Origin of the sequence: Kitasatospora sp. NBC_00039, assembly GCF_045160625.1 — a bacterium.
Lineage (GTDB): Bacteria > Actinomycetota > Actinomycetes > Streptomycetales > Streptomycetaceae > Kitasatospora.
The window spans coordinates 6,517,307-6,538,392 of the sequence record NZ_CP108289.1 but is presented as its reverse complement, the minus strand read 5'-3'; the positions used below and the strand labels follow the sequence as shown (position 1 = coordinate 6,538,392).

At 72.8% G+C, this 21,086-nt stretch carries 25 protein-coding genes and 2 pseudogenes; 13 read left to right on the top strand and 14 right to left on the bottom strand.

Annotation, left to right across the window (positions count from 1 at the left end):
• Positions 1-53 precede the first annotated feature (53 nt).
• Positions 54-536, top strand: a complete 483-nt coding sequence (locus tag OG286_RS29065) for a hypothetical protein (protein ID WP_405365882.1) — start codon at positions 54-56, stop codon at positions 534-536.
• A gap of 69 nt (positions 537-605) precedes the next feature.
• On the opposite strand, the gene OG286_RS29060 is transcribed toward OG286_RS29065, so the two are convergent.
• Positions 606-1,046: a hypothetical protein gene (locus tag OG286_RS29060; protein ID WP_405365881.1), complete on the bottom strand. Its 441-nt coding sequence runs from the start codon at positions 1,044-1,046 to the stop codon at positions 606-608.
• Between the two features lie 152 nt (positions 1,047-1,198).
• On the opposite strand from OG286_RS29060, the gene OG286_RS29055 reads away from it, so the two are divergent.
• On the top strand, positions 1,199-1,714 hold the full coding sequence (locus tag OG286_RS29055; protein ID WP_396319274.1) for a TetR/AcrR family transcriptional regulator: 516 nt from the start codon (positions 1,199-1,201) through the stop codon (positions 1,712-1,714).
• A 138-nt stretch (positions 1,715-1,852) separates the two neighbouring features.
• Here the strand turns inward: OG286_RS29055 and OG286_RS29050 are convergent.
• From OG286_RS29050 to OG286_RS29040, 3 genes and pseudogenes are all read right to left on the bottom strand, one after another.
• Positions 1,853-2,018 (bottom strand): annotated as a pseudogene (locus OG286_RS29050) (IS701 family transposase); the annotation flags it as partial.
• A gap of 36 nt (positions 2,019-2,054) precedes the next feature.
• Positions 2,055-2,309, bottom strand: a pseudogene (locus tag OG286_RS29045) (transcriptional regulator); the annotation flags it as partial.
• A gap of 111 nt (positions 2,310-2,420) precedes the next feature.
• The gene (locus tag OG286_RS29040; protein WP_396319276.1) at positions 2,421-3,482 is read right to left on the bottom strand and encodes a GlxA family transcriptional regulator; all 1,062 of its coding nucleotides are present in this window, start codon (positions 3,480-3,482) and stop codon (positions 2,421-2,423) included.
• Between the two features lie 213 nt (positions 3,483-3,695).
• Between OG286_RS29040 and OG286_RS29035 the strand changes: the two genes are divergently transcribed.
• Both OG286_RS29035 and OG286_RS29030 read left to right on the top strand, forming a co-directional pair.
• Positions 3,696-4,523, top strand: a complete 828-nt coding sequence (locus tag OG286_RS29035; protein ID WP_405365880.1) for a S1 family peptidase — start codon at positions 3,696-3,698, stop codon at positions 4,521-4,523.
• A 69-nt stretch (positions 4,524-4,592) separates the two neighbouring features.
• Entirely contained in the window at positions 4,593-5,570 is a 978-nt protein-coding gene (locus OG286_RS29030) for a GlxA family transcriptional regulator (RefSeq protein WP_405359519.1), read from the top strand.
• 324 nt (positions 5,571-5,894) lie between these two features.
• On the opposite strand, the gene OG286_RS29025 is transcribed toward OG286_RS29030, so the two are convergent.
• A complete protein-coding gene (locus tag OG286_RS29025) occupies positions 5,895-6,467 on the bottom strand; it encodes a TetR/AcrR family transcriptional regulator C-terminal domain-containing protein (protein ID WP_396319279.1) in 573 nt (190 codons plus the stop codon).
• A gap of 110 nt (positions 6,468-6,577) precedes the next feature.
• Between OG286_RS29025 and OG286_RS29020 the strand changes: the two genes are divergently transcribed.
• Entirely contained in the window at positions 6,578-7,744 is a 1,167-nt protein-coding gene (locus tag OG286_RS29020; protein ID WP_405365879.1) for an FAD-dependent oxidoreductase, read from the top strand.
• A gap of 548 nt (positions 7,745-8,292) precedes the next feature.
• Positions 8,293-9,075: an IS5 family transposase gene (locus OG286_RS29015; protein WP_396326183.1), complete on the top strand. Its 783-nt coding sequence runs from the start codon at positions 8,293-8,295 to the stop codon at positions 9,073-9,075.
• Here the strand turns inward: OG286_RS29015 and OG286_RS29010 are convergent.
• The 4 genes from OG286_RS29010 to OG286_RS28995 all read right to left on the bottom strand — a co-directional run bounded on the left by OG286_RS29010 (position 9,041) and on the right by OG286_RS28995 (position 11,890).
• Positions 9,041-9,523 (bottom strand): hypothetical protein, encoded by a 483-nt coding sequence (locus OG286_RS29010; protein WP_405359522.1) that lies wholly within the window; start codon positions 9,521-9,523, stop codon positions 9,041-9,043. The genes OG286_RS29015 and OG286_RS29010 overlap by 35 nt on opposite strands.
• Before the next feature lie 259 nt (positions 9,524-9,782).
• Entirely contained in the window at positions 9,783-10,901 is a 1,119-nt protein-coding gene (locus OG286_RS29005) for a serine hydrolase domain-containing protein (RefSeq protein WP_405365878.1), read from the bottom strand.
• A gap of 258 nt (positions 10,902-11,159) precedes the next feature.
• On the bottom strand, positions 11,160-11,447 hold the full coding sequence (locus tag OG286_RS29000; RefSeq protein WP_405359526.1) for a hypothetical protein: 288 nt from the start codon (positions 11,445-11,447) through the stop codon (positions 11,160-11,162).
• Complete coding sequence (locus tag OG286_RS28995; RefSeq protein ID WP_405359528.1) at positions 11,444-11,890, bottom strand: ATP-binding protein; 447 nt, start codon at positions 11,888-11,890, stop codon at positions 11,444-11,446. The genes OG286_RS29000 and OG286_RS28995 overlap by 4 nt, the downstream gene beginning before the upstream one ends.
• Before the next feature lie 71 nt (positions 11,891-11,961).
• Between OG286_RS28995 and OG286_RS28990 the strand changes: the two genes are divergently transcribed.
• The 5 genes from OG286_RS28990 (at position 11,962) to OG286_RS28970 (ending at position 14,924) form a co-directional block, all read left to right on the top strand.
• Positions 11,962-12,171 (top strand): DUF397 domain-containing protein, encoded by a 210-nt coding sequence (locus OG286_RS28990; protein ID WP_405359530.1) that lies wholly within the window; start codon positions 11,962-11,964, stop codon positions 12,169-12,171.
• A gap of 116 nt (positions 12,172-12,287) precedes the next feature.
• The gene (locus OG286_RS28985) at positions 12,288-12,695 is read left to right on the top strand and encodes a hypothetical protein (protein WP_405359532.1); all 408 of its coding nucleotides are present in this window, start codon (positions 12,288-12,290) and stop codon (positions 12,693-12,695) included.
• A 266-nt stretch (positions 12,696-12,961) separates the two neighbouring features.
• Positions 12,962-13,693, top strand: coding sequence for a class I SAM-dependent methyltransferase (locus tag OG286_RS28980; RefSeq protein WP_405365877.1), 732 nt, complete (start codon positions 12,962-12,964; stop codon positions 13,691-13,693).
• A 168-nt stretch (positions 13,694-13,861) separates the two neighbouring features.
• Entirely contained in the window at positions 13,862-14,323 is a 462-nt protein-coding gene (locus OG286_RS28975) for a hypothetical protein (protein WP_396319289.1), read from the top strand.
• Positions 14,324-14,507: 184 nt separating this feature from the next.
• Positions 14,508-14,924, top strand: a complete 417-nt coding sequence (locus OG286_RS28970) for a hypothetical protein (RefSeq protein WP_396319290.1) — start codon at positions 14,508-14,510, stop codon at positions 14,922-14,924.
• A 13-nt stretch (positions 14,925-14,937) separates the two neighbouring features.
• Here OG286_RS28970 and OG286_RS28965 read toward each other — a convergent pair whose 3' ends face one another.
• Positions 14,938-15,819 carry a LysR family transcriptional regulator gene (locus tag OG286_RS28965; RefSeq protein ID WP_396319291.1) on the bottom strand — a complete coding sequence of 294 codons (882 nt, stop codon included), beginning with the start codon at positions 15,817-15,819 and terminating at the stop codon, positions 14,938-14,940.
• 76 nt (positions 15,820-15,895) lie between these two features.
• Here OG286_RS28965 and OG286_RS28960 point away from each other — a divergent pair, with 76 nt between their 5' ends.
• Positions 15,896-16,669, top strand: coding sequence for a glutamine amidotransferase-related protein (locus OG286_RS28960; RefSeq protein ID WP_396319292.1), 774 nt, complete (start codon positions 15,896-15,898; stop codon positions 16,667-16,669).
• A 24-nt stretch (positions 16,670-16,693) separates the two neighbouring features.
• Here the strand turns inward: OG286_RS28960 and OG286_RS28955 are convergent, their stop codons facing one another.
• The 4 genes from OG286_RS28955 to OG286_RS28940 form a co-directional block, all read right to left on the bottom strand.
• Entirely contained in the window at positions 16,694-18,385 is a 1,692-nt protein-coding gene (locus OG286_RS28955) for a PQQ-binding-like beta-propeller repeat protein (RefSeq protein ID WP_405365876.1), read from the bottom strand.
• 209 nt (positions 18,386-18,594) lie between these two features.
• Positions 18,595-19,134 carry a GNAT family N-acetyltransferase gene (locus OG286_RS28950; RefSeq protein ID WP_396319294.1) on the bottom strand — a complete coding sequence of 180 codons (540 nt, stop codon included), beginning with the start codon at positions 19,132-19,134 and terminating at the stop codon, positions 18,595-18,597.
• A 47-nt stretch (positions 19,135-19,181) separates the two neighbouring features.
• Complete coding sequence (gene coaE, locus OG286_RS28945; RefSeq protein WP_405359536.1) at positions 19,182-19,778, bottom strand: dephospho-CoA kinase; 597 nt, start codon at positions 19,776-19,778, stop codon at positions 19,182-19,184.
• Between the two features lie 70 nt (positions 19,779-19,848).
• Positions 19,849-20,490, bottom strand: a complete 642-nt coding sequence (locus tag OG286_RS28940) for an MBL fold metallo-hydrolase (protein ID WP_405365875.1) — start codon at positions 20,488-20,490, stop codon at positions 19,849-19,851.
• 62 nt (positions 20,491-20,552) lie between these two features.
• On the opposite strand from OG286_RS28940, the gene OG286_RS28935 reads away from it, so the two are divergent.
• Positions 20,553-21,083 (top strand): MarR family winged helix-turn-helix transcriptional regulator, encoded by a 531-nt coding sequence (locus OG286_RS28935; protein ID WP_405365874.1) that lies wholly within the window; start codon positions 20,553-20,555, stop codon positions 21,081-21,083.
• Positions 21,084-21,086: the final 3 nt, after the last annotated feature.

The following is a 21,086-nucleotide window of genomic DNA, read 5'->3' as shown; positions in this document are numbered from 1 at the left end:
TCCGCAGTTCGCGCCACAGTCCACTCCGCGCAGGTCCGCAGAAGGAAGAGCACATGCTGGACACCACCCCGCTCCGGGACGCCTACCGCACGTTCCTGGACGCCGCCGCCACGGTGGCCGCCTCCGACCGACCGCGCCCCGCCCCGCCGGCCGGCGAGTGGAACGCCGACCAGATCCTGGCGCACGTCTCCCTCGTCAGCGCGACCACCATCACCGTCGTGTCCTCCGTCGCCTCGGGGGCCATCGCGACGTACGACAACCGCGTGGCGCTCGACACCTGGACCATCGACCGGGTCATCGCGCTCGCCGGCGACAACGCGGGGCTGCGCAACCGCGTCCGCCTCCAGGGAGAGGCCCTCTGCGCACTCGGCGGGCCCATGCTGAGCGAAGCCGAACTCGACACCCAGGTGCCCACCCTGCTCCTGTCCAACGGCGCGCTCCTGGTCGACCGGCTCATGCCCCTGCGCAACCTCGTCACCGGCCTGGCCGACGTCGAGCTGCCCAGCCACACGAAGCAGCTGCTGGCTCTCCTGTAGGAGGACCGGGGCCGACACGCCTGCGGAGTGGGAAGTCGGACGGGCCGACTTCCCACTCCGCAGGCGTGCTCAGAGGGCCGCGGCGACGGCAGCGGCGACGAAGACCACCTGGAGCGCCGTCCGGGCGGGCAGCGGCGTCACGGGCTTTCCGGCGAGCGTGACGCCGCTACGGGCCGCGTGCACGTTGGCCGGGAACATCGCGACCATGAGCAGGGCCAGCCCCGCCGCGGCGAACGGCGCGAGCGGCGGGACGAGCAGCCCGGCGGCGGCGGCCAGTTCCAGGACGCCGGTGAGGGTGACCAGCAGGTCGGGCCGGGGCAGCGCCGGCGGGATCATCGCGACGAAGTCGCGCCGCCAGGAGGCGATGAAGTGCGGCACCGCAGTGGTGACGAACATCAGGGCGAGGCCGCCACGCAGGGCGGGCTGCCAGCTGCCGAGGGCGTCCACGGCGACCAGGCCGAGCAGGCGCAGAACGGCGAAGCCGCCGATGAGAGCGATGAGCGGGACCATCCCGGCCCTCCAATCTTGTCACTGGCAAGATTGGGGCACGCGCGCCATCTTGTCAATGTCTAGATAAAGTGGAGAGGAAGAAGAACCGACCGAGAGCGGAGGCGGGACCGATCAACCAGGCGAGTTACCACCACGGAAACCTGAGGCGAGCCGTGCTTGACGCGGCCCTGGAGGCCATCGGCGAGTCCGGTGCGTCCGGATGGAGCCTGCGCGAGCTGGCCCGGCGCGCGGGCGTCTCGCACGCGGCGCCGGCGCACCACTTCGGGGACAAGACGGGAGTGCTGACGGCGGTCGCCGCAGAGGGGTTCGGACTGTTCGCGGACAGCCTGGAACGGGCGGCCGGCGACCCGTACGGGGCAGGCGTGGCGTACGTCCGGTTCGCCGTCGACCACCGCCCGCACTTCGAGGTGATGTTCCGACCGGAGCTCTACCGGACGGACGACCCCGAGGTGGCAGCGGCACAGAAGCGCGCGGGCGCGGTCCTGGCCGCGAGTGCGCAGAAGCTGTCGCCCGGCGAGACGGCGGACCGGGCGACGACGATCGCCGCATGGTCACTGGCCCACGGCTTCGCCGGCCTGTGGCTGAGCGGCGCGCTGCCGGAGGCCGCGGAAGGCGATGTCGAGGAGTTGGCCCGGTCGGTGCTCCGGATGGTGTTCAAGCGCGACTAGTAGTACTTCGTTAGGTCGGGGCAGGCTGTCGAGTGCGGCTTGCGGATCTTCTTGCGGGAAGGGGGCGTTGGCAGGTGCTGCAGACACCGGTCCAGCAGCTCAGCAGGTCCTGGAGCCGGTCGAGGACCTGGTAGAGGGTCAGGCCGGTGCTTGGACTTTGGGGTCGAGCCGGCGGAGGGTGAGGAAGGCGTGGGCAGCGGTGACGAGGGTGACGTGGTGGTGCCAGCCGCGCCAGGTGCGGCCCGTGGTTCAGCCCGAGGCCGTGCTTCATCTCGCGGTCGTCGTGCTCGATACGCCAGCGCACGCCGGACATCTCGTCCAGCACCGGGTGTTCGGCCCACCAGGTCCGGAACTCCTGGCTCTTCATGGCGAGTTCACCGATCAGCTCGCGCAGCCGGGGGTTGTCGGACCGGCGCCCCGCCTGCGCCACGTTCCCGCGTGCGCACTCGTCCCAGTCCGCGTACAGGGAGCGGGACTCGGGGCGCAGGAAGGTGATCCTGGCGATGTTGCGGGCGGCGGGCTCCAGGGTGTCGAAGTCGCCGAGTAGTGCGCTCCCCGCCCGGTTCCAGGCCAGGACGTCCATCCGCTGTCCCATCACCAGCGTGGGGAGGTCCGGCAGGGAGTCCAGCAGGGTCCGCAGCATCGGCCGGACGCGTTGCGGCTGCTCCGCGCCGGGTGCGGCCCGCCGCGCGGCGGCGGCCGGGCCTCAGCCGGGCAGGTCCGCCCGGTTCATCGCGGGGGAGTCGGTGGGGGAGTCGGTCGGCGCACCCTGGGCGGGGTCGCCCGGACGGCCGTCGGCCCAGGTCAGGGTGGAGACGAGGGAACGGAAGGCCGTCCGGTAGGTCCGCGGGCTTGTGCCCGTGTGGTGCTGGAAGTGGTGGCGCAGGTTGGCGGGTGTGCCGAGCCCCGTGCGGGCGGCGATGCGTTCGACCGGCTCGTCGCCCCGCTCCAGCAGGCGCTGCGCCAGCCGGATGCGCGCGCGGAGCAGGTACTGGAGCGGCGGCAGCCCGGTCTCGGCCCGGAAGCGCCTGGTCAGGCCCCGGACGGTGAGTCCGGCGTGGTCGGCGAGGTCGTTCAGCGTGAGCGGGCGGTCCAGGTGCGCCTCCAGCCACCGGAGCGTGGGTCCGAGGCGGGAGCCTGCCGGGCCGGGCGGGTGGGCGGCCCGGGTGGGCCCGGCCGGTTCGCCGGGTTCGTGGAGCTCCAGGAAGACCTGCCGTTCCGTCTCGACGGCGACCGGATCGCCGTGGTCCAGCGTGATCAGCCGCAGGCACAGGTCGACTCCGCCGAGCACCCCCGCCGCGCTGTGGAACGGGGCCGCGTCCGTGACCGAGCCCTCCGGATCGACCGTGATCCGGGGGTGGCGCCCGGCCAGTTCCGCGGCGTACCGGCGGCCGGTCGCGGCCCGGCGACCGTCCAGCAGCCCGGTGGCGGCGAGGGTGAACGTCCCCGTCCCGATCGCGCCGATCCGGCTGCCCCGGGCCGCCGCGGCCCGCAGTGCCTCGGCGACCCCGGGCGGCGGGTCCGCGCGGAAGCCGTCGTGACCGGGGAGCAGTACCGTGTCCGCGTCCTCCAGCCCCTCCAACCCCCAGCGCGTGTCGAGCCGGAACGGCGCCGGCCCGCCCGTCGTGCGGAAGCCGGGCCCCGCGCAGTACCGCACCTCGTACCCGACGTGCGGGTGATGGCGTGCGGCGCTGCCGAAGGCGACTCCCGGCGCGGTGAGCTGGTGGCCCGGTACGCCGTCGAGGGCGAGAACAGCGATGACTGGCATGTCCAGAATTTAGCCCAGGGTGACATCGGGGCCGCTGTTGCGGGCGCGGGCCGGTGCGGAGGATGGGAGGTACGCGGCACCCGAGGTGAGGGGACGCCCGGCTGCGGTGCCCGTACCGCCGGTGTACCCGTCCCTCTCCCACGGCCGCACATCCGCATCTGCCGAGGCGTCCGCCGAGGCGTGCTTGCGCCCACCCCGAAGGAAGGACCTTCCATGCCCATCAGCTCCCTGGCGCGCCGAGCGGCGCGCGCCGCCACCGTCGCCCTGGCCGCGACGGTGTGCGCCACCGCCATGACCGGCAGCGCCGGAGCCATCGTCAACGGGGCGGACGCCACGGCGCGCTACCCGTACATGGCCTCGATCCCGATGTCGGCTCCGACGCAGGGCCTGGCCGACGGTGTCTGCGGCGCGACGCTGATCCACCCGCAGTGGGTGCTGACGGCGGGCCACTGCCTCGACCCCGAGATCGGCGTGGTCCTGGACGGTACCGTCCGGATCGGCTCGGACCGGCGCAAGTCCGGCGGCACCGTACGCACCATCCAGAAGACGATCACCCACCCCGGCTACGGCATCGGCACCGGCGGCGGCGGGGCCAACCAGGACGATCTCGCACTGATCCGGCTGGACCGCCCGGTGAGCGAGCAGCCCATCCGGATCGCCGACCGGGCGGCCCGGCCCGGTACGCCGACCCGCCTGCTCGGCTTCGGCAGCGTCGCCAACGTTGACAACCCGCAGCAGGCCGAGTTCGCGAGCCGGCTCCAGCAGTTGGAGACCCGCCGGGGAGCCGTCGACGAGTGCGCCCCCGGCCGGGCGGGGTGGCTTCGCCTCTGCACGGTCAGCCAGGTGCCGGGCGCCATGGCGTGCTTCGGGGACTCCGGCGGCCCGCAGCTCCAGAAGGGCCGGGGCGGCCGCTGGGAGCTCGTCGGGACCACCTCGGGCGACGGGGACACGGACCCGACCTGTTCTACGGGCCCGGGCCTCTACACCAGTGTCCCGGCGTACACGGATTGGATCTGGAAGACGATCCACCAGTACGGCTGATGCCCGCCGGCGGTGCCCCGGCGCCACCGGGGCACCGCTCGCCTGTCCGGTTTCGGGTATCTTCCGGGTATGTCGGTCATCGCCGTCCTCGTGCCCGACGGGCTGCCCGGACACCACCTCACCACCCCGGGGCTGGTGTTCGGTACCGCAGCGCGCGAGCACCCGGGCGTGGCCTACGACGTGCGGCTCTGCGCCGCTCCCGGCCCGCTGGGCATCGGCCTGCCGGCGCCGCTGACCATCGCCGTGCCGCACGGACCGGAGGGCCTCGCCGACGCCGACATCGTGCTGGTGCCCGGCCGCGACGGTGTTCCGCTGGAGCCGCCGCCCGTGGTCCTGGACGCACTGCGGGCCGCCGCGGCCCGGGGCAGCCGGATCGGCGCGATCGGCACCGGGGTGTTCGCCCTCGCCGCCACCGGCCTGCTCGACGGCCGGCGCGCCACCACCGGCTGGCGCCACACCGAGGAACTGGCCCGGCGGTACCCCCGGATCGAGGTCGACCCGGTCGGTGCGGCCGTCGCCGACGGCCCCTTCCTGACCTCCGCCGGGATCTTCGGCGGGATGGACGTGTGCCTGCACCTGCTGGCCGAGGACCACGGCGAGCGGACGGCCGGCGAGACCTCCCGGGAACTCCTCACGCCCCTGCTGCGGCACGCCGACCGCGTCCAGGAGTGCATCGACCGCGAGCTGGCCGACAGCGCGGGCCTCGAACCGACCCTGCGCTGGCTGAAGGCCCGTCTCCACCTCCCGCTGACCCCCGCGGACCTCGCCGAGCACGCCGGGATCAGTGTCAGCAGCCTCAACCGCCGCTTCCGCGCCCAGGCCGGCGTCAGCCCGCCGCAGTACCTGCTGCGCCTGCGGCTGGACCGGGCCCGCGAACTGCTCACGGAGACCGACGAACCCGTGGAACGGGTGGCGGCGCTGGCCGGATTCGCCTCGGCCGTCAGCCTTCGGCAGCACTTCGCCCGGCTGACCGGCACCACACCGCGCTCCTACCGCGCGCGACACCGGGCGGTCTCCGGGGTGCCCGGCCCCGGGTCTACCCGGTAGCCAGCACCCGGGCGAGCGCCGCCCGGCATGGGTGGACCGTCGTTGTCCCCCGGGGCGGGCGGGGCCGGGTTGCCTCGTTCGGGTGGTGTCGGGCCGATTCCCTGGCGCGGGAGCCGAGTTGGGTACTACCGTGCGCGCCACGACCGAGCTCGTCCGCCGTCCGCCGTCGTCACGTCGACTACGGCCGCCTGTCCAGCGCGAGTTGTCCGCTCGACCGCTCCGCCGGCCGGGATCCGTTCACCCAGACTTTCGACCACGCGCCGGAACGAGCGGGGTCCGCGGCCGCGCCAACCCGGATGGCGACCGATCGGCGGCGAGCTCCGCTCAGTCACGCAGCAGCCGCGCGCGGATGCCCGCGATCACGATGTCCAGCTCCAGGCGGAAGGTCGCGTCGCGCTGGTTCAGGGGGATCAGGGCGGCCTGGCGGGCCTGTTCCTCGAGGGTGTAGCCGTTGACGAAGCTGGTGACCACGTCCGCGCCGAGGTGGGCGGCCGAAGCGTCGGCACCGGCCGAGCGCAGGGCGTCGACCAGGGAGCCGAAGTAGGCGACGGCGTTGGGCGGCGGGGCGGTGAAGGAGACCACGAGCCGGGCGCCGTCGCGGTGGGCGAGCATGGTCCCGCGAGCCCGGGCGGCCAGCTCCCGGACCCGGTCGGGCCAGCCCTGCTCGGCGGCGGGGGCGGCGCCCGGGCCGCCGGCGGGCGACTGTGTGAGCATCTCGCCGATGATCCGGTCGGCCAGCGCGTCCAGCAGTGCCGCCTTGCTCGGGTAGTGCCAGTACAGGGCGCCGGCGCGGACGCCGAGCCGCTGGGCCAGGCGACGGGTGGTCAGCTCGTCGAGGCCGCCCTCGTCGAGCAGTTCCATCGCGCCCTGCAGCACATCCGCCTGTCGGAGCGGCATCGGGTCCCCTTTCGTATCCCTTCCTGCTACCGGAGCATCTTGCCACTTGAACGCTGACCAAGTAAATTGAACAGCGGCCAAGTGAACGGTGTTCAAGTCTGGGGGGCGACATGCGTGTTCTGGTGATCGGTGCCGGAATCGGCGGTCTGTGCCTGGCACAGGGGCTTCGGCAGGCGGGGATCGACGTGCGGATCTACGAGCGCGAGGCGAGCATGCGGGCCCGGTATCAGGGCTTCCGGATCGGCATCGGCGGTCCGGGACTGGCCGCGTTGCGCGAATGTTTGCCGCAGCGCTTGCACCCGGTGCTGGAGGCCAGCACCGGAGAGCTCTCGGGTGAGCGGCGGATGGTCGACGAGCAGCTGCGCGAGATCCGCCAACTCGGCGCGCTGCACGGGGGTATGGCCACCGACCGGCACGTCCTGCGGCATCTGCTGCTGGCCGGGCTCGCCGACCGGATCGAGTTCGGCAAGCGGCTGGTCCGCTACACCGAGCCCGACGGTACCGTCCGGGCCGAGTTCGCCGACGGGAGCAGCGTCACCGGAGACCTGCTGGTGGGCGCGGACGGCGGTAACTCCCCCGTGCGCCGGCAACTCCTGCCCGACGCCGAGGTGGTCACCCTGGACGGCAACGGCCTGCTCGGCCGCACGCCGCTGACCGACAGGTTCGCCGGCCTGGTCCCGGGCTTCGGCACCATGGTCCACGGCCCCGAGGTGCGGATGCTGCTCGGCAAGATGGAGTTCCGCCGCCCGCCGCACCTCGCCGCCGCCGAACTGGCCCCCGATGTCGAACTCCCGGAAACCGGAAGCTACCTGCGCTGGGCTGCATTCCTGCCCGAGTACATCAAGCCGCTGCCTGCCGACTGGCCGGCGGTCCGCGACCTGCTGCTGACCGGCATCGCCGACTGGCACCCCGACCTGGTGGAGCTGGTACGGCAGTCGGACGTGGTGAACAGCTCCGTGCTGACGGTCCGTTGCGCGAAGCCGGTGGCGCACTGGGGCACCCGCCGGGTCACCCTGCTCGGCGACGCCATCCACGTCATGCCGCCGAGCGGCGGCATGGGAGCCAACACGGCGTTCCGGGACGCGGCACTGCTCTGCCGCGCGCTCAGCGCGGTCGAGCGCGGCGAGGCGGAGCTACTGCCGGCCGTCGAGCGGTACGAGCGCGAGATGCTCGAGTATGGCTTCGCGGCGGTCGCGGAGAGTCTGGAGCAACTGCCAGCCTTCGCCCCGTCGGCCACGGCGGGCGCAGCACCGGCAGGCGCGGCGAGCGCACGCTGACGGGTGGCACTGAACCGTGGGCGTCCACGGCGTGCACGTCGGCCGATGGACGCGAACGGCTGAACGCGCACGGGTGGCCGCCGGCGGGACGCGGGCGACGTGAAACGGCGGCGGGTGAGCGCCGGTCGGCGGTCGCAGCAGCCGATCGGACGCGGCCGTCGGAGCGACAACGTCTACGCGGTCCTCCGCGTACTCCAAGCCCTCCTGGCACCTGGACCGGCGCCTGCTCGATATGCGGCCAACCCGCCCCAGAATCCGAACCGCATCAAGGACCTAACTAGCCGTTGCTCTATCGATCTTGGTGATCGTGAGTTCGAGTCTGCCGACTCGGTCGGGTGATCTTCTGGTCGGCGGGGCATGAAAGTGGGGCCTCCCGCACAGCTCGTGGGTGTCGAATCCAGCCGAGCAACAGGAGGCCCCTGGTGCCGCAGTCTTCCGTCTCCGTGACGTTGCCGTCCAACTCCGCACCCCTGTCGTGTGATTGCCTCGCTCACCGGTTCGGGAATGCCGGGGACCGGCCGCACAGACGTCCGAGGTACCCCTCGGACATGACCGACGCGGAGTGGGCAGTCGTGCGCGACGCGATGCCCGTGCCCGCCTGGCTGGAGGGAAGGGGCGGGCAGCCGGAGGGCTACTGCCACCGGCAACTGGTCGACGCGGTGCGCTACCTGGTTGCGGGCGGCATCGCCTGGAGGGCGGTGCCCGCGGACTTCCCCGCATGGGACCGCGTCTACGCCTTCTTCCGGCGCTGGCGGGACAAGGGCCTGGTCGCGGAGTTCCACGACCGGCTGCGCGACCGGGTCCGCGAGGCGGCTGGCCGTGATCCGGAGCCGACCGCCGGGATCATCGACGCGCAGTCGGTGAAAGGGGCCGCGTCGGTGCCGGCTGCCAGCCGGGGGTTCGACGGCGGGAAGAAGGTGAACGGCCGCAAGAGGCACATCGTGGTGGACACCGTCGGGCTGCTGCTGGCCGTGATGGTCACCGCCGCATCCGTCACCGACCGCGAGGCCGGCCGGACGCTGCTGGAGCGGCTGCGTGAGCGGCACTGGCGCATCTCGCTGGTGTGGGCCGACGGCGGCTACACCGGACGCCTGGTCGACCTCGCCCGCGATGTCCTGCGGATCGCGCTGACAGTGGTCAGACGCACCGACGACGCCGCGGGCTTCGTGGTGCTGCCGAAAAGGTGGCTGGTGGAACGAACGTTCGCATGGCTGATGCACTCACGCCGCCTGGTCCGCGACTACGAGACCCGCACCGACACCTCCGAGGCGATGATCCGGTGGTCGATGAGCATGGTCATGAGCCGCCGGCTCGCCCGGCGAGCACGCTGAACATCCCCGGGTGTTCCTCGGCCAGCCAGCCCCGCGCGGCCAGTCGCTTCGCCTTCGACCGCACTCCCTCCACCTTCGCCGTGACCACCTCCAGACCCAAGGCCGCCGCGAGCTGCCGACAGTCCATCTCCTCCCCGCTCCCCGCCAGGACCTCCACGAGCCGCTGGTAGTCCGGCGCCAGCGCACCCGGATCGAGACCTTCCCTCCAGGCGGGAACCACCGATCCAGGCGCCGCCCCGGCGACCCGCGCAGGCCGTTCACCGGCCACCCCGGCCGGCGGCGCCTCCTCGCCCACAGGAGGCCCTGCCAGGACTTCCGCCACCGTCTGACGGGCAATCACGAACCGCTCCCACGCGGCTTCCGCCTCCTGAAGCTCGGCCTGCAGGACCTCCACCCGTTGCCGGGCGGCACGCTCGCGCTCCTCCAGCAGCCCCATCACCGACGGCATCCGGCACCTCCACCGAAGAGACGACACGACACCGCGTCTCTGCCACCGAGGCACCCGCACTATGCCTGACCAGCGGAAACGCACCCGTCACTATCGGTTCGACAACGGCTTCTAACAAAGCCCTACTAGGTCGTTTCTTTCCGATCAAGCGCGGCCATCAGCCCATCGCCCCACCTCAGGGCGGTGGGGCGCCTTGTCACTACGCGTACACCCGGCTGCGACCGCGTACCCGGCCCATCGTGGAGGCCGTGGCAGTGCCTCAGTCACACAGGGCTGCCGTCTGCGCCTTCACCAGTGCCGTGCTGACCGGGAAGGGCCGCTCGTGCTTCAGGTCCGCTCCGAGGTCGAAGACATTGAAGGCGAGGACCAGCTGTCGCTCACCGTCCGCGGTGGTGAGCGACATGCTGGTGAAGCCGGGCCCGCCGCCGTCGGTCGACCAGACACTGACCGGCCTGGCGTCCGACCCCGAGCCGCATGTCACCTCCTCGCGCTGCACGCCGAGTCCGTACGCCGGCTCGTCTGGGAACTGCACCGTGGTCAGGAGTTCGCGCTGCTGGGCTGGGCGCAGCAGCTTGCCGGTGAACAGGGCCCGGTGGAAACGGGCCAGGTCGTCGACGGTCGAGATCATGGCGCCGGCGGTCCAGTCGTACGACGGGCTGAACCGGGTCACATCGCGCCCCTTGAGGTCGTACCCGTGCAGATGAGGGCCGTGAACGGCCGGATCGGTCAGCGGGAAGGAGGTGTCGTTCAGACCGAGCGGGGCGAGGATCCGCCGATGGACCTCGGAGGACGCGCTGCGATGTGTGACCGCCTCGATCACCAGCCCGGCGAGCAGGTAGTTGGTGTTGGAGTACGACCACCCGCCGCCGGGCGCGAACAGCGGCTCGTGCCGGACGGCGCGGGCGATCACCTCCCGAGGGGTGTAGACGTGGCCCCAGTCGTGGCGCTCCAGGTAGGGGGCGAAGAACTCCGGCTCGCTGGTGGGGTCGTAGATGCCCGAGGTGTGGTTGAGCAGCTGCCGGATGGTGATGGCCCCGCCGTCGTTGCCGCTTCCCCGGACCACTCCGGGCAGCCACTTCTCCACGCTGTCGTCGAGCGAGAGCCGCCCTTCGCCCGCCAGCTGCAGAAGCACCGTCGACACGAACGACTTGGTGTTACTGGCGATCCGGAACCGCTGGTCCGGCCGGGCTCGCTCGCCGGTCGCCGTGTCCGCGAGCCCTGCCGCCACCCGTGACTCCCGCGCTCCGTTCCTGGCATACGCCACGGCAGCCGGGAATCCGTCCGCGACAGTCTGCTCGACGGCCTCCTTGAGGCCGGCGGGCGGCGAGGCCGACGCCCGCTCCGCCCCAGCCGCCGGGGAGATCCCCGATACCGCCACCGCGCAAATCCCCACCCACAGTGCTGCGGCCCCCGCACGTACCTTCACCGATCACTCCTGTTCCTGTTGCCTGCCTGCGCCCTTCCTGCCCCAGCGTGCCGGGCCGCCGCAGCAGCCGCCCACCGTGCTGACACCCGAGTCGATACGGCGGTTACCCTCACCCCCCACACCGTCCCGTTCCTCGCCGAGTCCGTGCATGGCGAGGTCCTGATGGCGAGCCCGTACGAAGCGCGTCCGTTGCCGGGCAAAGGCGGTGGATCACCGGCCATCCCCCAGGGCAGTCCAGTGGACGCGCAGGTGGTGGACGCCCTCGGGGAGGATGACCGGGAGGGACAACGGCCCGGTGCAGTTGAGGTGTTCGGCGACGACGCGCTCGGCGGCCGGGCCGGTGAGGTAGCGCTCGAACCACAGCCACTGCGGTCTGCTCAGCGGGCGGAACTGAAGCGCGAACCAGAGGGAGTCCAGGGCACTGGTGAGCAGCGGGAAGGTCGTCGGCGGCATGATGCCGCCGGTGACCCCGGCCGTGACGAGGCGGTCATCCCTCACGCGGCACGCCCCCCGGCGGTGGCGTCCGGGCCGATCTCAGCCCAGACGATCTTGCCGATCCCCACGCGCGGGCAGCAACCCCAGCGCAGCGAGAGGGACTTCACGAGGATGAGGCCACGCCCGTTCTCGTCGTCGCTGGAGGTGGAGCGGAGCACGGGCTCCCGCTCCGCGCGGGCGTCATGCACCTCGATCCGCAGGCGGGTGGCGTCGACGGAGAGCGCGAGGCGGATGCGGTTGCCACTGGGCGTGCCGTGCACCACGGCATTGGTCACCAACTCGGAAACCAGCAACAGCCCCACGTCGGCGAAGCGTTGGCCCTGGGGGACGTCGGCGAGCAACTTTTCGAGCAATCGACGGGCTTCGCCGGGCGAGCGCCGACTGCGGACCAGCCAGCAGGCGGTTCGGGCGGCGGGGGTGGGGGACGAGTCGGCGATTTCAGGCATGGCGGAGCCACCTTCCTGGAACCCGAGAAGTCGATCTCATGGTTGAGGAAGGTTGCAGAGGAGTGCACCGAATGAAGCAGAACCTCCATTGCGCCCAATGGCGCAAGAGCACGTACAGCAACGGTCAAGGCGACTGCATCGAGGTCGTCGACGGCATCCCCGGCGCCGTACCGGTACGCGACAGCAAGGACCCCCACGGCCCGGCCCTCACCTTCACCGCCGACGCCTGGCGCGCCTTCATCACCGCCATCCACACCGGCGACCTCCCCACCAGCCTCTGACCACGGGAAACCGGCTGGACGGCTCGCGCCCGTAATCCACGAAATCCAGGCATGGAAGAACCGTTCGAGCTGGGTGGCAGTACCTCGCGAACGTCGTGCAGGCCGACGCGCTGCCGATGGCCGCCGCAGAGCTCCTCGTGGCCGGGTACGACTCCCCCGCACTGCGGGAGTCGGCCGGGCGCGGGCGGCGCGACGACATCGAGGAGCTCGCCACGCTGCTCCGGCAGGCTCTGGGCGAACTGGGCGTCGCCATGCCCGACGCCGCGACCGCCGAGCGCTGCCTGCTCCACCACCTCGCGGCGCGGCTCCGGGCCGGCGAGCTCTCTGCGGGCGCGGTCGCCGGGCGGGTCTGGTGCGGGGAGTTCTGGGCCGACGTCCGGACGGCGCCCGAGCGCGCGTTCCTCGACGCCGTGGGCGAGGAGTACTTGGTCGAGCATCTCGCCGAGTACCGGCCGGCCGAGTACCGCGCGTGGGAGGACGGTGTCCGTGCTGCCGCCCGCGTGTTGGCCGACTCGGCGGGCTGACCCCATCCGTGGCGAAAGCGTTATCCGAGCCCCCGGAAACCCGGACGCTGCCACGCCCCGCGAAGGCCCCTGCAGGGCCCTCCGCGAGGGTCCGCAACCGCACACAGGGCGGCCCTGAGGGGTCGGGATCGGCGCCGCCCGTCAAGGCCCCGACGGCACCCTACGGACAGGCCGCACACTGCCTCCGACCAGGGATTTCCTGCCCCCGGATCACTAGAATTCACAGCAGTGGACACAACGGCGTCCGCCCGCAGAGGGGGCTGTGCATGCACCGCGACATCCGCACCACCGAAGACGTTCTGCGCCTGCTGGACCGGCTCTTCCTCCCGGAGGCCGACCGGTGGACGGACGAGGCCGCCGGCTGGTGGGACGAGTTCTACGCGGACCGGTCCGCCGGGCGGCCGTTCTTCGCGCCCAAGCCCGACGAGAACCTCGTCTCCTACCTGGACCGCGGCCTGCTCACCGCGCCCGGCCGCGTCCTGGACCTCGGGGCCGGGCCGGGGCGCAACGCCATCCACCTCGCCTCGCTCGGCTTCGAGGTGGACGCCGTCGACCTCTCGCCCACCGCGGTCGCCTGGGCCGAGGAGCGGGCCGCCGAGGCCGGGGTCGACGTCCGCTTCCACTGCGGGAACATCTTCGACGTCGAACTCCCCCACCGGCAGTACGACCTGGTGTACGACTCGGGCTGCCTCCACCACCTCCCGCCGCACCGCCGGATCAGCTACCTCGCGCTTCTCGACCGCGTCCTCGCGCCCGGCGGCCACCTCGTCGTCAACGCCTTCGCCGCCGGGGCGATGGGCTCCGAACTGCCCGACGAGGAGCTCTACCGCAACGGCCGGCTGGAGGGCGGGCTCGCCTACACGCCGGACGAACTGCGGCACCTCTTCTCGGAGTTCACCGAGGTCGAGATCCGCCCGATGGTGCCGCAGCCGGCCGGCTCGCCGCTGTTCGGCATCCCGGTGCTGCTCAGCGCGCTGTTCCGGCACCCCCGCGCGTAGGCCCGACCGGCCGCACGCCCCCCCCCCCCCCCGCAGGCCGGGACCTGCGGCGCCGTGACATCCGTCATACGACAGACGTGAGGTCAGATCCTTTCGGCGGCTGCCGCCGACCCGCCATAGTGTGATCACCGGCGCAGGCCGGGCAGCGACCAGCACCGGGGGAACACCATGAGCACCGCCACCACCACCAGCGACACCACCGTCGAGCCCGTCCCGACCGTCGCGGACCTCAGGCTCCCCACCTGGTACTTCGGCTTCGAAGGTGTCATCGCAGGCGCCTTCGACCTGCTGCACGCCTTCCCCGCCGCCTGGCCTGCCCTGGTCGCACTGATCGCCGTCAACATCACGGTCTCCCTCACCATGCTGCGCTCGCGGCTGAAGCTCGCCGCGCTGCTCTGGCGCGGCAAGAGCACCCGCAACATCGCCATCGCCCTGCTCGGCCTGCGCCTCGGCAGCCACCTGGCCCTCGGTGCGATCGGCTTCGGCGTCACCTCGACCCTCGGCCACGCCGCCTTCGCGGTCGTGATGGCCACCCTGACCGTCTCCCTGATGGCCTACGCCCAGCGCACCTCGCTCCGTGCCCTGGTCGCCGCCGGGAAGGCCACGGCCGGCCCGGCCACCGCCGTCTGAGCGAAGGTCCGCGAACATGCCGCGGCGCCCCGGGCGGAAAGCCCGCGGCGCCGCGCAACCGTCCCAGGGGCGGCAGGACAGGGGACGCCGGTACGGGGGAGGCAGGGCCGAGGGCAGGCCGGCAAACCCGCGTTGACGCCTGCGACGGGCGATGACCTACCGTGAGCTCCGAAAGGGGGCCGCCATGACGACCGGCCAGATATCGAACTCCGCCACACCCGGAGGGAATTCCCTCCTCCTCGACCGCACCGTCCCGTTCCCCGAGCGGGTCGCCGCGGCGGCCCGGGCCTGGGACGAAAACGGCCGCAGCCCCGCCGGGCTGGTGGACGGCAGGGCCTTCTTCGCCCTCCGCTGTTGGCAGTTGGACACCGTACGCCGCGGCGAGCAGCTCGGCGAGCCGACAACGGCCTTCCTGAGGCAGGCCTACGACTTCCTCGGCGGCCGCTCCGGCTGGGACATGACGCTGCGCCAACGCGCCGTCTGCGCCTGCCACGGCGACACCTGGCGGATGGAGAACATCGAGATCTGCCTCGGGTGCCTGCGCTACCTCTGCTACCAGCTCGACGGGCCGTGCTGCGAGGGTGCCGAGATCGTCGGATAGGACACCGGGCCCGTCAGCCGTCCAGCAGCCGCGCCAGCAGCGCCGCCGGCCCCTCGGACAGGCTGCCGTGCACCAGCTCCGTCCGGTGGACCAGCCGCGGCTCCCGCACGGGCACCGCGGCGACGCCCGCCGCACCGTCGAGCGCCGCGCCCGGCAGCACGGCCAGCCCGTGCCCGGCGGCGACCAGGGCAAGCAGCCCGCGCACGTCGGTGCCCAGGTAGCGGACGGCCGGCCGGAAGCCGTCGACAGCGGTGGCGGCACGCAGCCGGGCCGCGGTGGGGGCGATGCCGGGGGCGTCCAGCCAGCGGGCGGCGGAGAGGTCGGCCAGGGCGACGCCCCGGTGGCCGGCCAGCGGGTGGCCGGCGGGCAGGGCGACGGCGAGCGGCTGCTCGTCGACGGCGACGGTGGTGAGCGGGCCGACATCCGGCAGCGGCAGCGGGTCGCTCGGGGCGGCGAGGCCGTCGACCAGGGCGAGGTCCACCTCGCCGGTGGCGACCAGGGCCGGCAGGGCCTCCTGGGCCACCACGCTGACGGTGAGGTCCACCCTCGGGTACGCCCGGCGCACCTCGGCGAGCGCGCGCCCCAGGACTGCGCCGACCGCCAGCGGGGTGGCGCCGAGCAGCAGGCGGGCGCTCGGAGCGCCGGCCAGGCGCCTGACGTCGGCGCGCGCCGCGTCGAGCCGCAGCAGCAGCGGAGCGGCGTGCTCCAGCAGCCGCACGCCGGCCTCCGTCGGGCCGACCGGGCGGCGGACCAGCAGGCCGGCGCCGAGGTCCGCCTCCAGGGCCGCGATCTGCTGGGAGACGGCGGACTGGGTGTAGCCGAGCTCGCGGGCCGCCTCGGAGAAGGAGCCCAGCCGGGCCACGGTGACGAAGGTGCGCAGCTGGTGCGGATCCACGGTTATCAGATCCTCTGATCGACGGGTCAGAAATCATCGTTGGCGCTGATGTCCAACGCGCGGTCAGGATAGCCGCATGACCTACCGAACTCCCCGCATCGCCCTGGTCGGCGACCGCTCCCCCGCCGTCCGCTCGCACACCCGCATCCCCGGGCTGCTCGACGCGCTCGCCACCCGCGACCAGCTCGTGCTGGACGCCTACTGGATCCCGACCGAGGACGCCGGGACGGCCACCGCCCTCGACGACTTCGACGCGATCTGGCTGCTCCCCGGCAGCCCATACCGCAGCGAGGCGGGCGCGGTGGCCGCCGTCCGGACGGCCCGCGAACGCGGCATCCCGTTCCTCGGCACCTGCGCCGGCTTCCAGCACGCCGTCCTGGAGTACGCGCGCACCGTCTGCGGGATCGGCGGCGCGGCGCACGGCGAGAGCCACCCCGAGGAGGACGACCTGGTGATCGCGCCGCTCAGCTGCTCACTGGTCGGGCACGAGGGTGCCGTGGAGATCGCCCCCGGCTCGCTCGCCGAACGCGTCCTCGGGACGACCCGCACGCTGGAGCGCTACCACTGCGCGTACGGCCTCAACTCCGCGTACCTGGACCGCCTGCGCGTGCACGGGCTGCGGTTCAGCGGCGTGGACGACGACGGCGACCTGCGGGTCCTCGAACTCCCCGGCCACCCGTTCTTCCTCGCCACGCTGTTCCAGCCGGAGCTCGCCGGCGACGGCACCCAGGCCCACCCCATCCTGCGCGCCCTCGCCTCGGCCGCGGTCGAGCACGCGGCGGCGGCCGAACATGCGGCAGCGGCCGAGCACGCGTCGGTGGTCGGGCACAGGGCCACGGCCCAGAACTGACCGGCCGGGGTCATCCGGTCCGGCTCACCCGGCCGACAGATAGACGCCGCCGTCGCCCGTGAGGGCGGCATACTCGTTCACCAGGCAGGGAGCCGCTCCCGGGGCGATCTCCCGGTCCTGACCGGTCCGGGCGTCCAGCACCACCGGATCACGCTTCTGCGTGAAACCGTAGACCGCGCCGTGCCAGGCGCCGGTCACCGTGGGGGCCAGCCGTGCTCCCGGCTCGGCCTTGAACCCCAGCTGCCACAGGACATTGCCTCCGCCGGAATCGACGGCGATCAGCTGTCCTCCCTGGTAGTCCGGCACCTGGCAGACCGTCGTGGCCGCGCCGTCGAACCAGCAGGTGTCGATGGCCGCTCCCTTGGCGGCCAGCATCTGCATCGGGACACTCTGACCGGTGGCCGTGGACAGCAGGGTGTGCGTGCGGCTGCCGTCGGGATGGCCCTCGTAGGCAAGGACCTTGTCCGCTGCGAACTCTGTCAGGCCGATGCCTTCGGCCTCGGTCATGGCCTTCCAGAGCACGGCCCCGTCCGCCGCCGCGACCGCCCGCACCTCGTTCGGGCTCCCCATGAAGCCCGGATCCCAGTAGCTGCCGACGGCGGAGACGCCTACGAGGGTGCCGCCCTGAACCAGCCGTGGCTGGAAGTTCGCCAGCTTCCAGGCGACCGCGCCGGAGGCCAGGTCGACCGCGTAGGTGCTCGGGAGGCCGGACAGGGCAGGAACGACGACGACGGCCCGGCCGTCGGCGACGCCCACCACGGCAGGCGCGCCCGCGGAGATCGTCCCGTCGTCGAGCCGCACGCGGCCGGCCTCCTTCCCCGTCCCGAGGTCCAGGATGTCCACCTCGACCGCGTAGTGGTCCGACACCGTCCCCTGTCCGGTGACGGACAGTTGGAAGGCGGCCACCGCGAGCCGTCTGCCGCCGGCTGTTCCCACCCCCGGGCGCCCCGGCACCACGCCCTCCACCTTCTCGTCGTCCTGCGACGGGGCGGAAATGCTCCCTGCGGAGGTCATCTCGGCCAGCACCCGGCCGTCGCGGGCGTCGGTCGACCGAAGCGTCCGACCACCGGCCACGGTGACCACGTCGAGGCCGTCCAGCACCACCGCTCCCTTCCGGACGCCACCGAGGCCGGAAGACCTGAACCTGACCGGCGGGTCGGCCCGGACAGGAGCTGGGACGGACCGAAGGGGTGACGGCGAGGTGCCGGCCGCCGAGGACGGCGGAGAACCGCTCGGCACCCCGCCCGGAGAACCGGCGCCGACAGCACCGGGCTGGACGGATTCGCCGACGGACCCGCCTCGGGATGCGTCGGGCGAGCCGTCCGCAAAGATCCGCGTCCCGCCGTAACCCGCGGCGACCACCAGCGCCAGGACTGCGACCAGGGCCACCACCGTCCTGAGATCGCCTCGGCGGATGTTCTGGATCAGTTGATCGCCCAGCGCCAGGTTCCCCGTGTTGCGGGACCTGCCGTCGATGATGATGCCGTCGCGGCCGATCCGCGGAGGCTGCGGAGGAACCGGTGGGACCGGTGGGGCCGCGGCCGGGACGAGAGCCGTGAGCTGGACGACGAACGGCGGCTCGTCGCCCATCACCTGCACGAGCACCCTGCACAACTCCGCCTGCGCGGTCGGCTCCTGCGGGCCGGCCTCGAAGGCCTCCACGGCGGACCGGCCGTCCGGCACCGTCGAGAGGCGGCGGCGGACGATCTCCCCCACAGCCTCTCCCACCGCCCTGCCCGCACTCCCCACGACTCCCGAAGCCGCATCCGCCATGAGCCCGACAATGGCCGAGGCGAGGTCCGACTCGCTCAAAGCGCCCCCCTGACACGGTAGTTGTCACCTACACATTGTCAGCGGAGCCGACTCGCACACCTTCCGTACGGCTATCGCGACGGAACCGCAACCTTTGACCGGCCGCAGGGAGCTCACATCGGCAGCGAGCGCAGCCGCACCGGCCCTTCGGGCCACTCGGCGCCCTGGTGCAACGGCGTCCACATGGTCCGCACCGGCATGACCACGACCCGCCCCCCGGGCTGCTCCACGTGCACGTCCCCCGCCAATTCCCGGAATCCGAGTTTCCGGTAGAGCCCGGACACCTGCGGCCGGCAGAACAGCAGCGCGTACCGCGGGCCGAGCGTCCGCGCGTGGTCCAGGGCCGCGCCGACCACCGCGCGCGCCAGGCCGCGACCCCGGACGTCGGCGGCGACGGACACCCCGCCGACGCCCATCGCATCCAGGTCGACGCCGCCCACCGTGAGCGGCACCCGCAGGAGGCCGGCGTGGGCGACCAGGCGGCCGTCCGCCTCACGGATGCCGAAGTGGATGTCCTTGGGCAACCAGCTCAGACCGGTGTACGCGACGCCGAAGTGGTCGTCGCCGACGCCGAAGATCTCTTCGATGTCGGCCTTGGTGTAGTCGGCAAGGCGCACCACGGTGGGCGCTGCGGAGGCAGGATGATCGGTCACCCGACCATGATCCTCTTCCGGATCGCCCCTGCACAGGCCAGAACCGGTCAGCCCTGGCGGCGCTTCAGCTCGCCCCAGACCTCGGCGACCCGGGGGGCCAGCGCCTCCAGCGGGCCGCTGTTGTCGATCACGAGGTCCGCGACGGCCAGCCGGTCGGCCCGGGTGGCCTGCGCGGCCATCCGGGCCCGGGCCTCCTCCTCGGCCATGCCGCGCAGCCGGACCAGCCGGTCGATCCGGATGTCGTCCTCCGCATCGACCACCACGACCAGGTCGAAGAGCGGGGCGAGCCCGTTCTCGGCCAGCAGCGGGACGTCGTGCACCACCACCGCGTCCGGGGCGGCCGCCGCCTCCAGCTCGGCGGAGCGGGCCCGGACGAGGGGGTGGACGATGGCGTTCAGCGCCTTCAGCCGCTCCGGGTCGGCGAAGACGATCGCGCCGAGCGCGGGGCGGTCCAGCGATCCGTCGGCCTGGAGCACCTGAGGGCCGAACTCGGCCACCACGGCCTTCAGCCCGTCCGTCCCGGGGGCGACCACCTCGCGGGCGATCACATCCGAGTCCACGAGCACCGCGCCATGGGCGGCGAACAGCCGCGACACCTCGCTCTTGCCCGCACCGATGCCGCCCGTCAGTCCGATCTTCAGCATGGCGTCAGGCTACCGGCGCCCGGGCCCGCCGGTCAGCCCGGATCCCCGACGGTCGACCCGGGCCCGCCGGTCAGCCCAGGTCGAGGCTCTCGCCGTCGCCGAGCGCCCGAAGCTCCGCACCCGTGCCCGGGCCGCCGGGGCCGACGAGGCGGGTGTGCACGACCAGGCCGGCCGGGCTGAGCACCGCGTCGTGGACCGGCACCGCCTGCCGCGGGCCCGCCTCCCGGACGTAGTCGATCAGCTCGGAGACCTTGGTCCACGGCGCGGCGATCGGCAGCAGCAGCGTCTCCACCGGGTGGGGCGGCAGGGTGAGCGCGTCGCCGGGGTGGAAGAGCCGGTCGTCGAAGAGGAAGCCGATGTTCTTCACCAGCGGGATGTCCGGGTGGATCACCGCGTGCCACTCGCCGTGCACGGAGACGCCGATCCCGCCGACCTCGAAGGCGTCGCCCTCGCCGACCACCGTCACCCGCTGCGCCACGCCGTCCAGTTGGCCGGCGACCGCGCTGTTGGTCCAGACCCGCAGCGCCGGGTCGGCCTCCAGGGCGGCGCGCAGCCGGGCCTCCTCGAAGTGGTCGAAATGCTCGTGGGTGATCAGCACCGCGTCCGCGCCGGCGAGGGCGGCGGGGTCGGTGAACACTCCCGGGTCGACGACGACGGTGGTGCCGTCGTGCTCCAGGCGTACGCAGGCATGTCCGAACTTCGTGATTCGCATACTCCAGAACATACAGCAAGACTGCACAGTTTTGCTGCACACCTAGCCGCTAAACTTCTCCCATGACCAGCGACGCACCGAAGACCCCGCCCTCACCCCAGACCCCGCCCTCACCCCAGAACCCGCACCCCTCGCAGACCCCGCACCCCTCGCAGACCCCGTACCCCTCGCAGACCCCGCACCCGGAAACCCTCGAACTCGCCGCCGACCTCCGCTCCGCCATCGGCGAGCTGGTCCGGGCCCTGCGCCCGGGCGACTCCCTGCCGCAGAACCAGGCCGGCGTCCTCGGCCTGCTGATCCGCGACGGCCGCTCCTGCACCGTCAGCGAGCTGGCCACCCAGCAGCGCGTCCGGCACCAGTCGATGGCCCGCACCGTCGCCCTGCTGGTCGAGGCCGGGCTGGTCACCCAGCAGCCGCACGCCACCGACGGCCGCAAGCTCCTCGTCACCCCCACCGAGGCCGGCCGCGCCGCCCTTCATGAGCAGCGCGCCCGCCGCGAGGCCCGGATCGCCACCGCCATCGAGGCCCGCCTCACCCCGCAGGAGCGGGAGACCCTGCGCGCGGCCGTCGGGCTGCTGCAGCGCCTGCACTGAGCA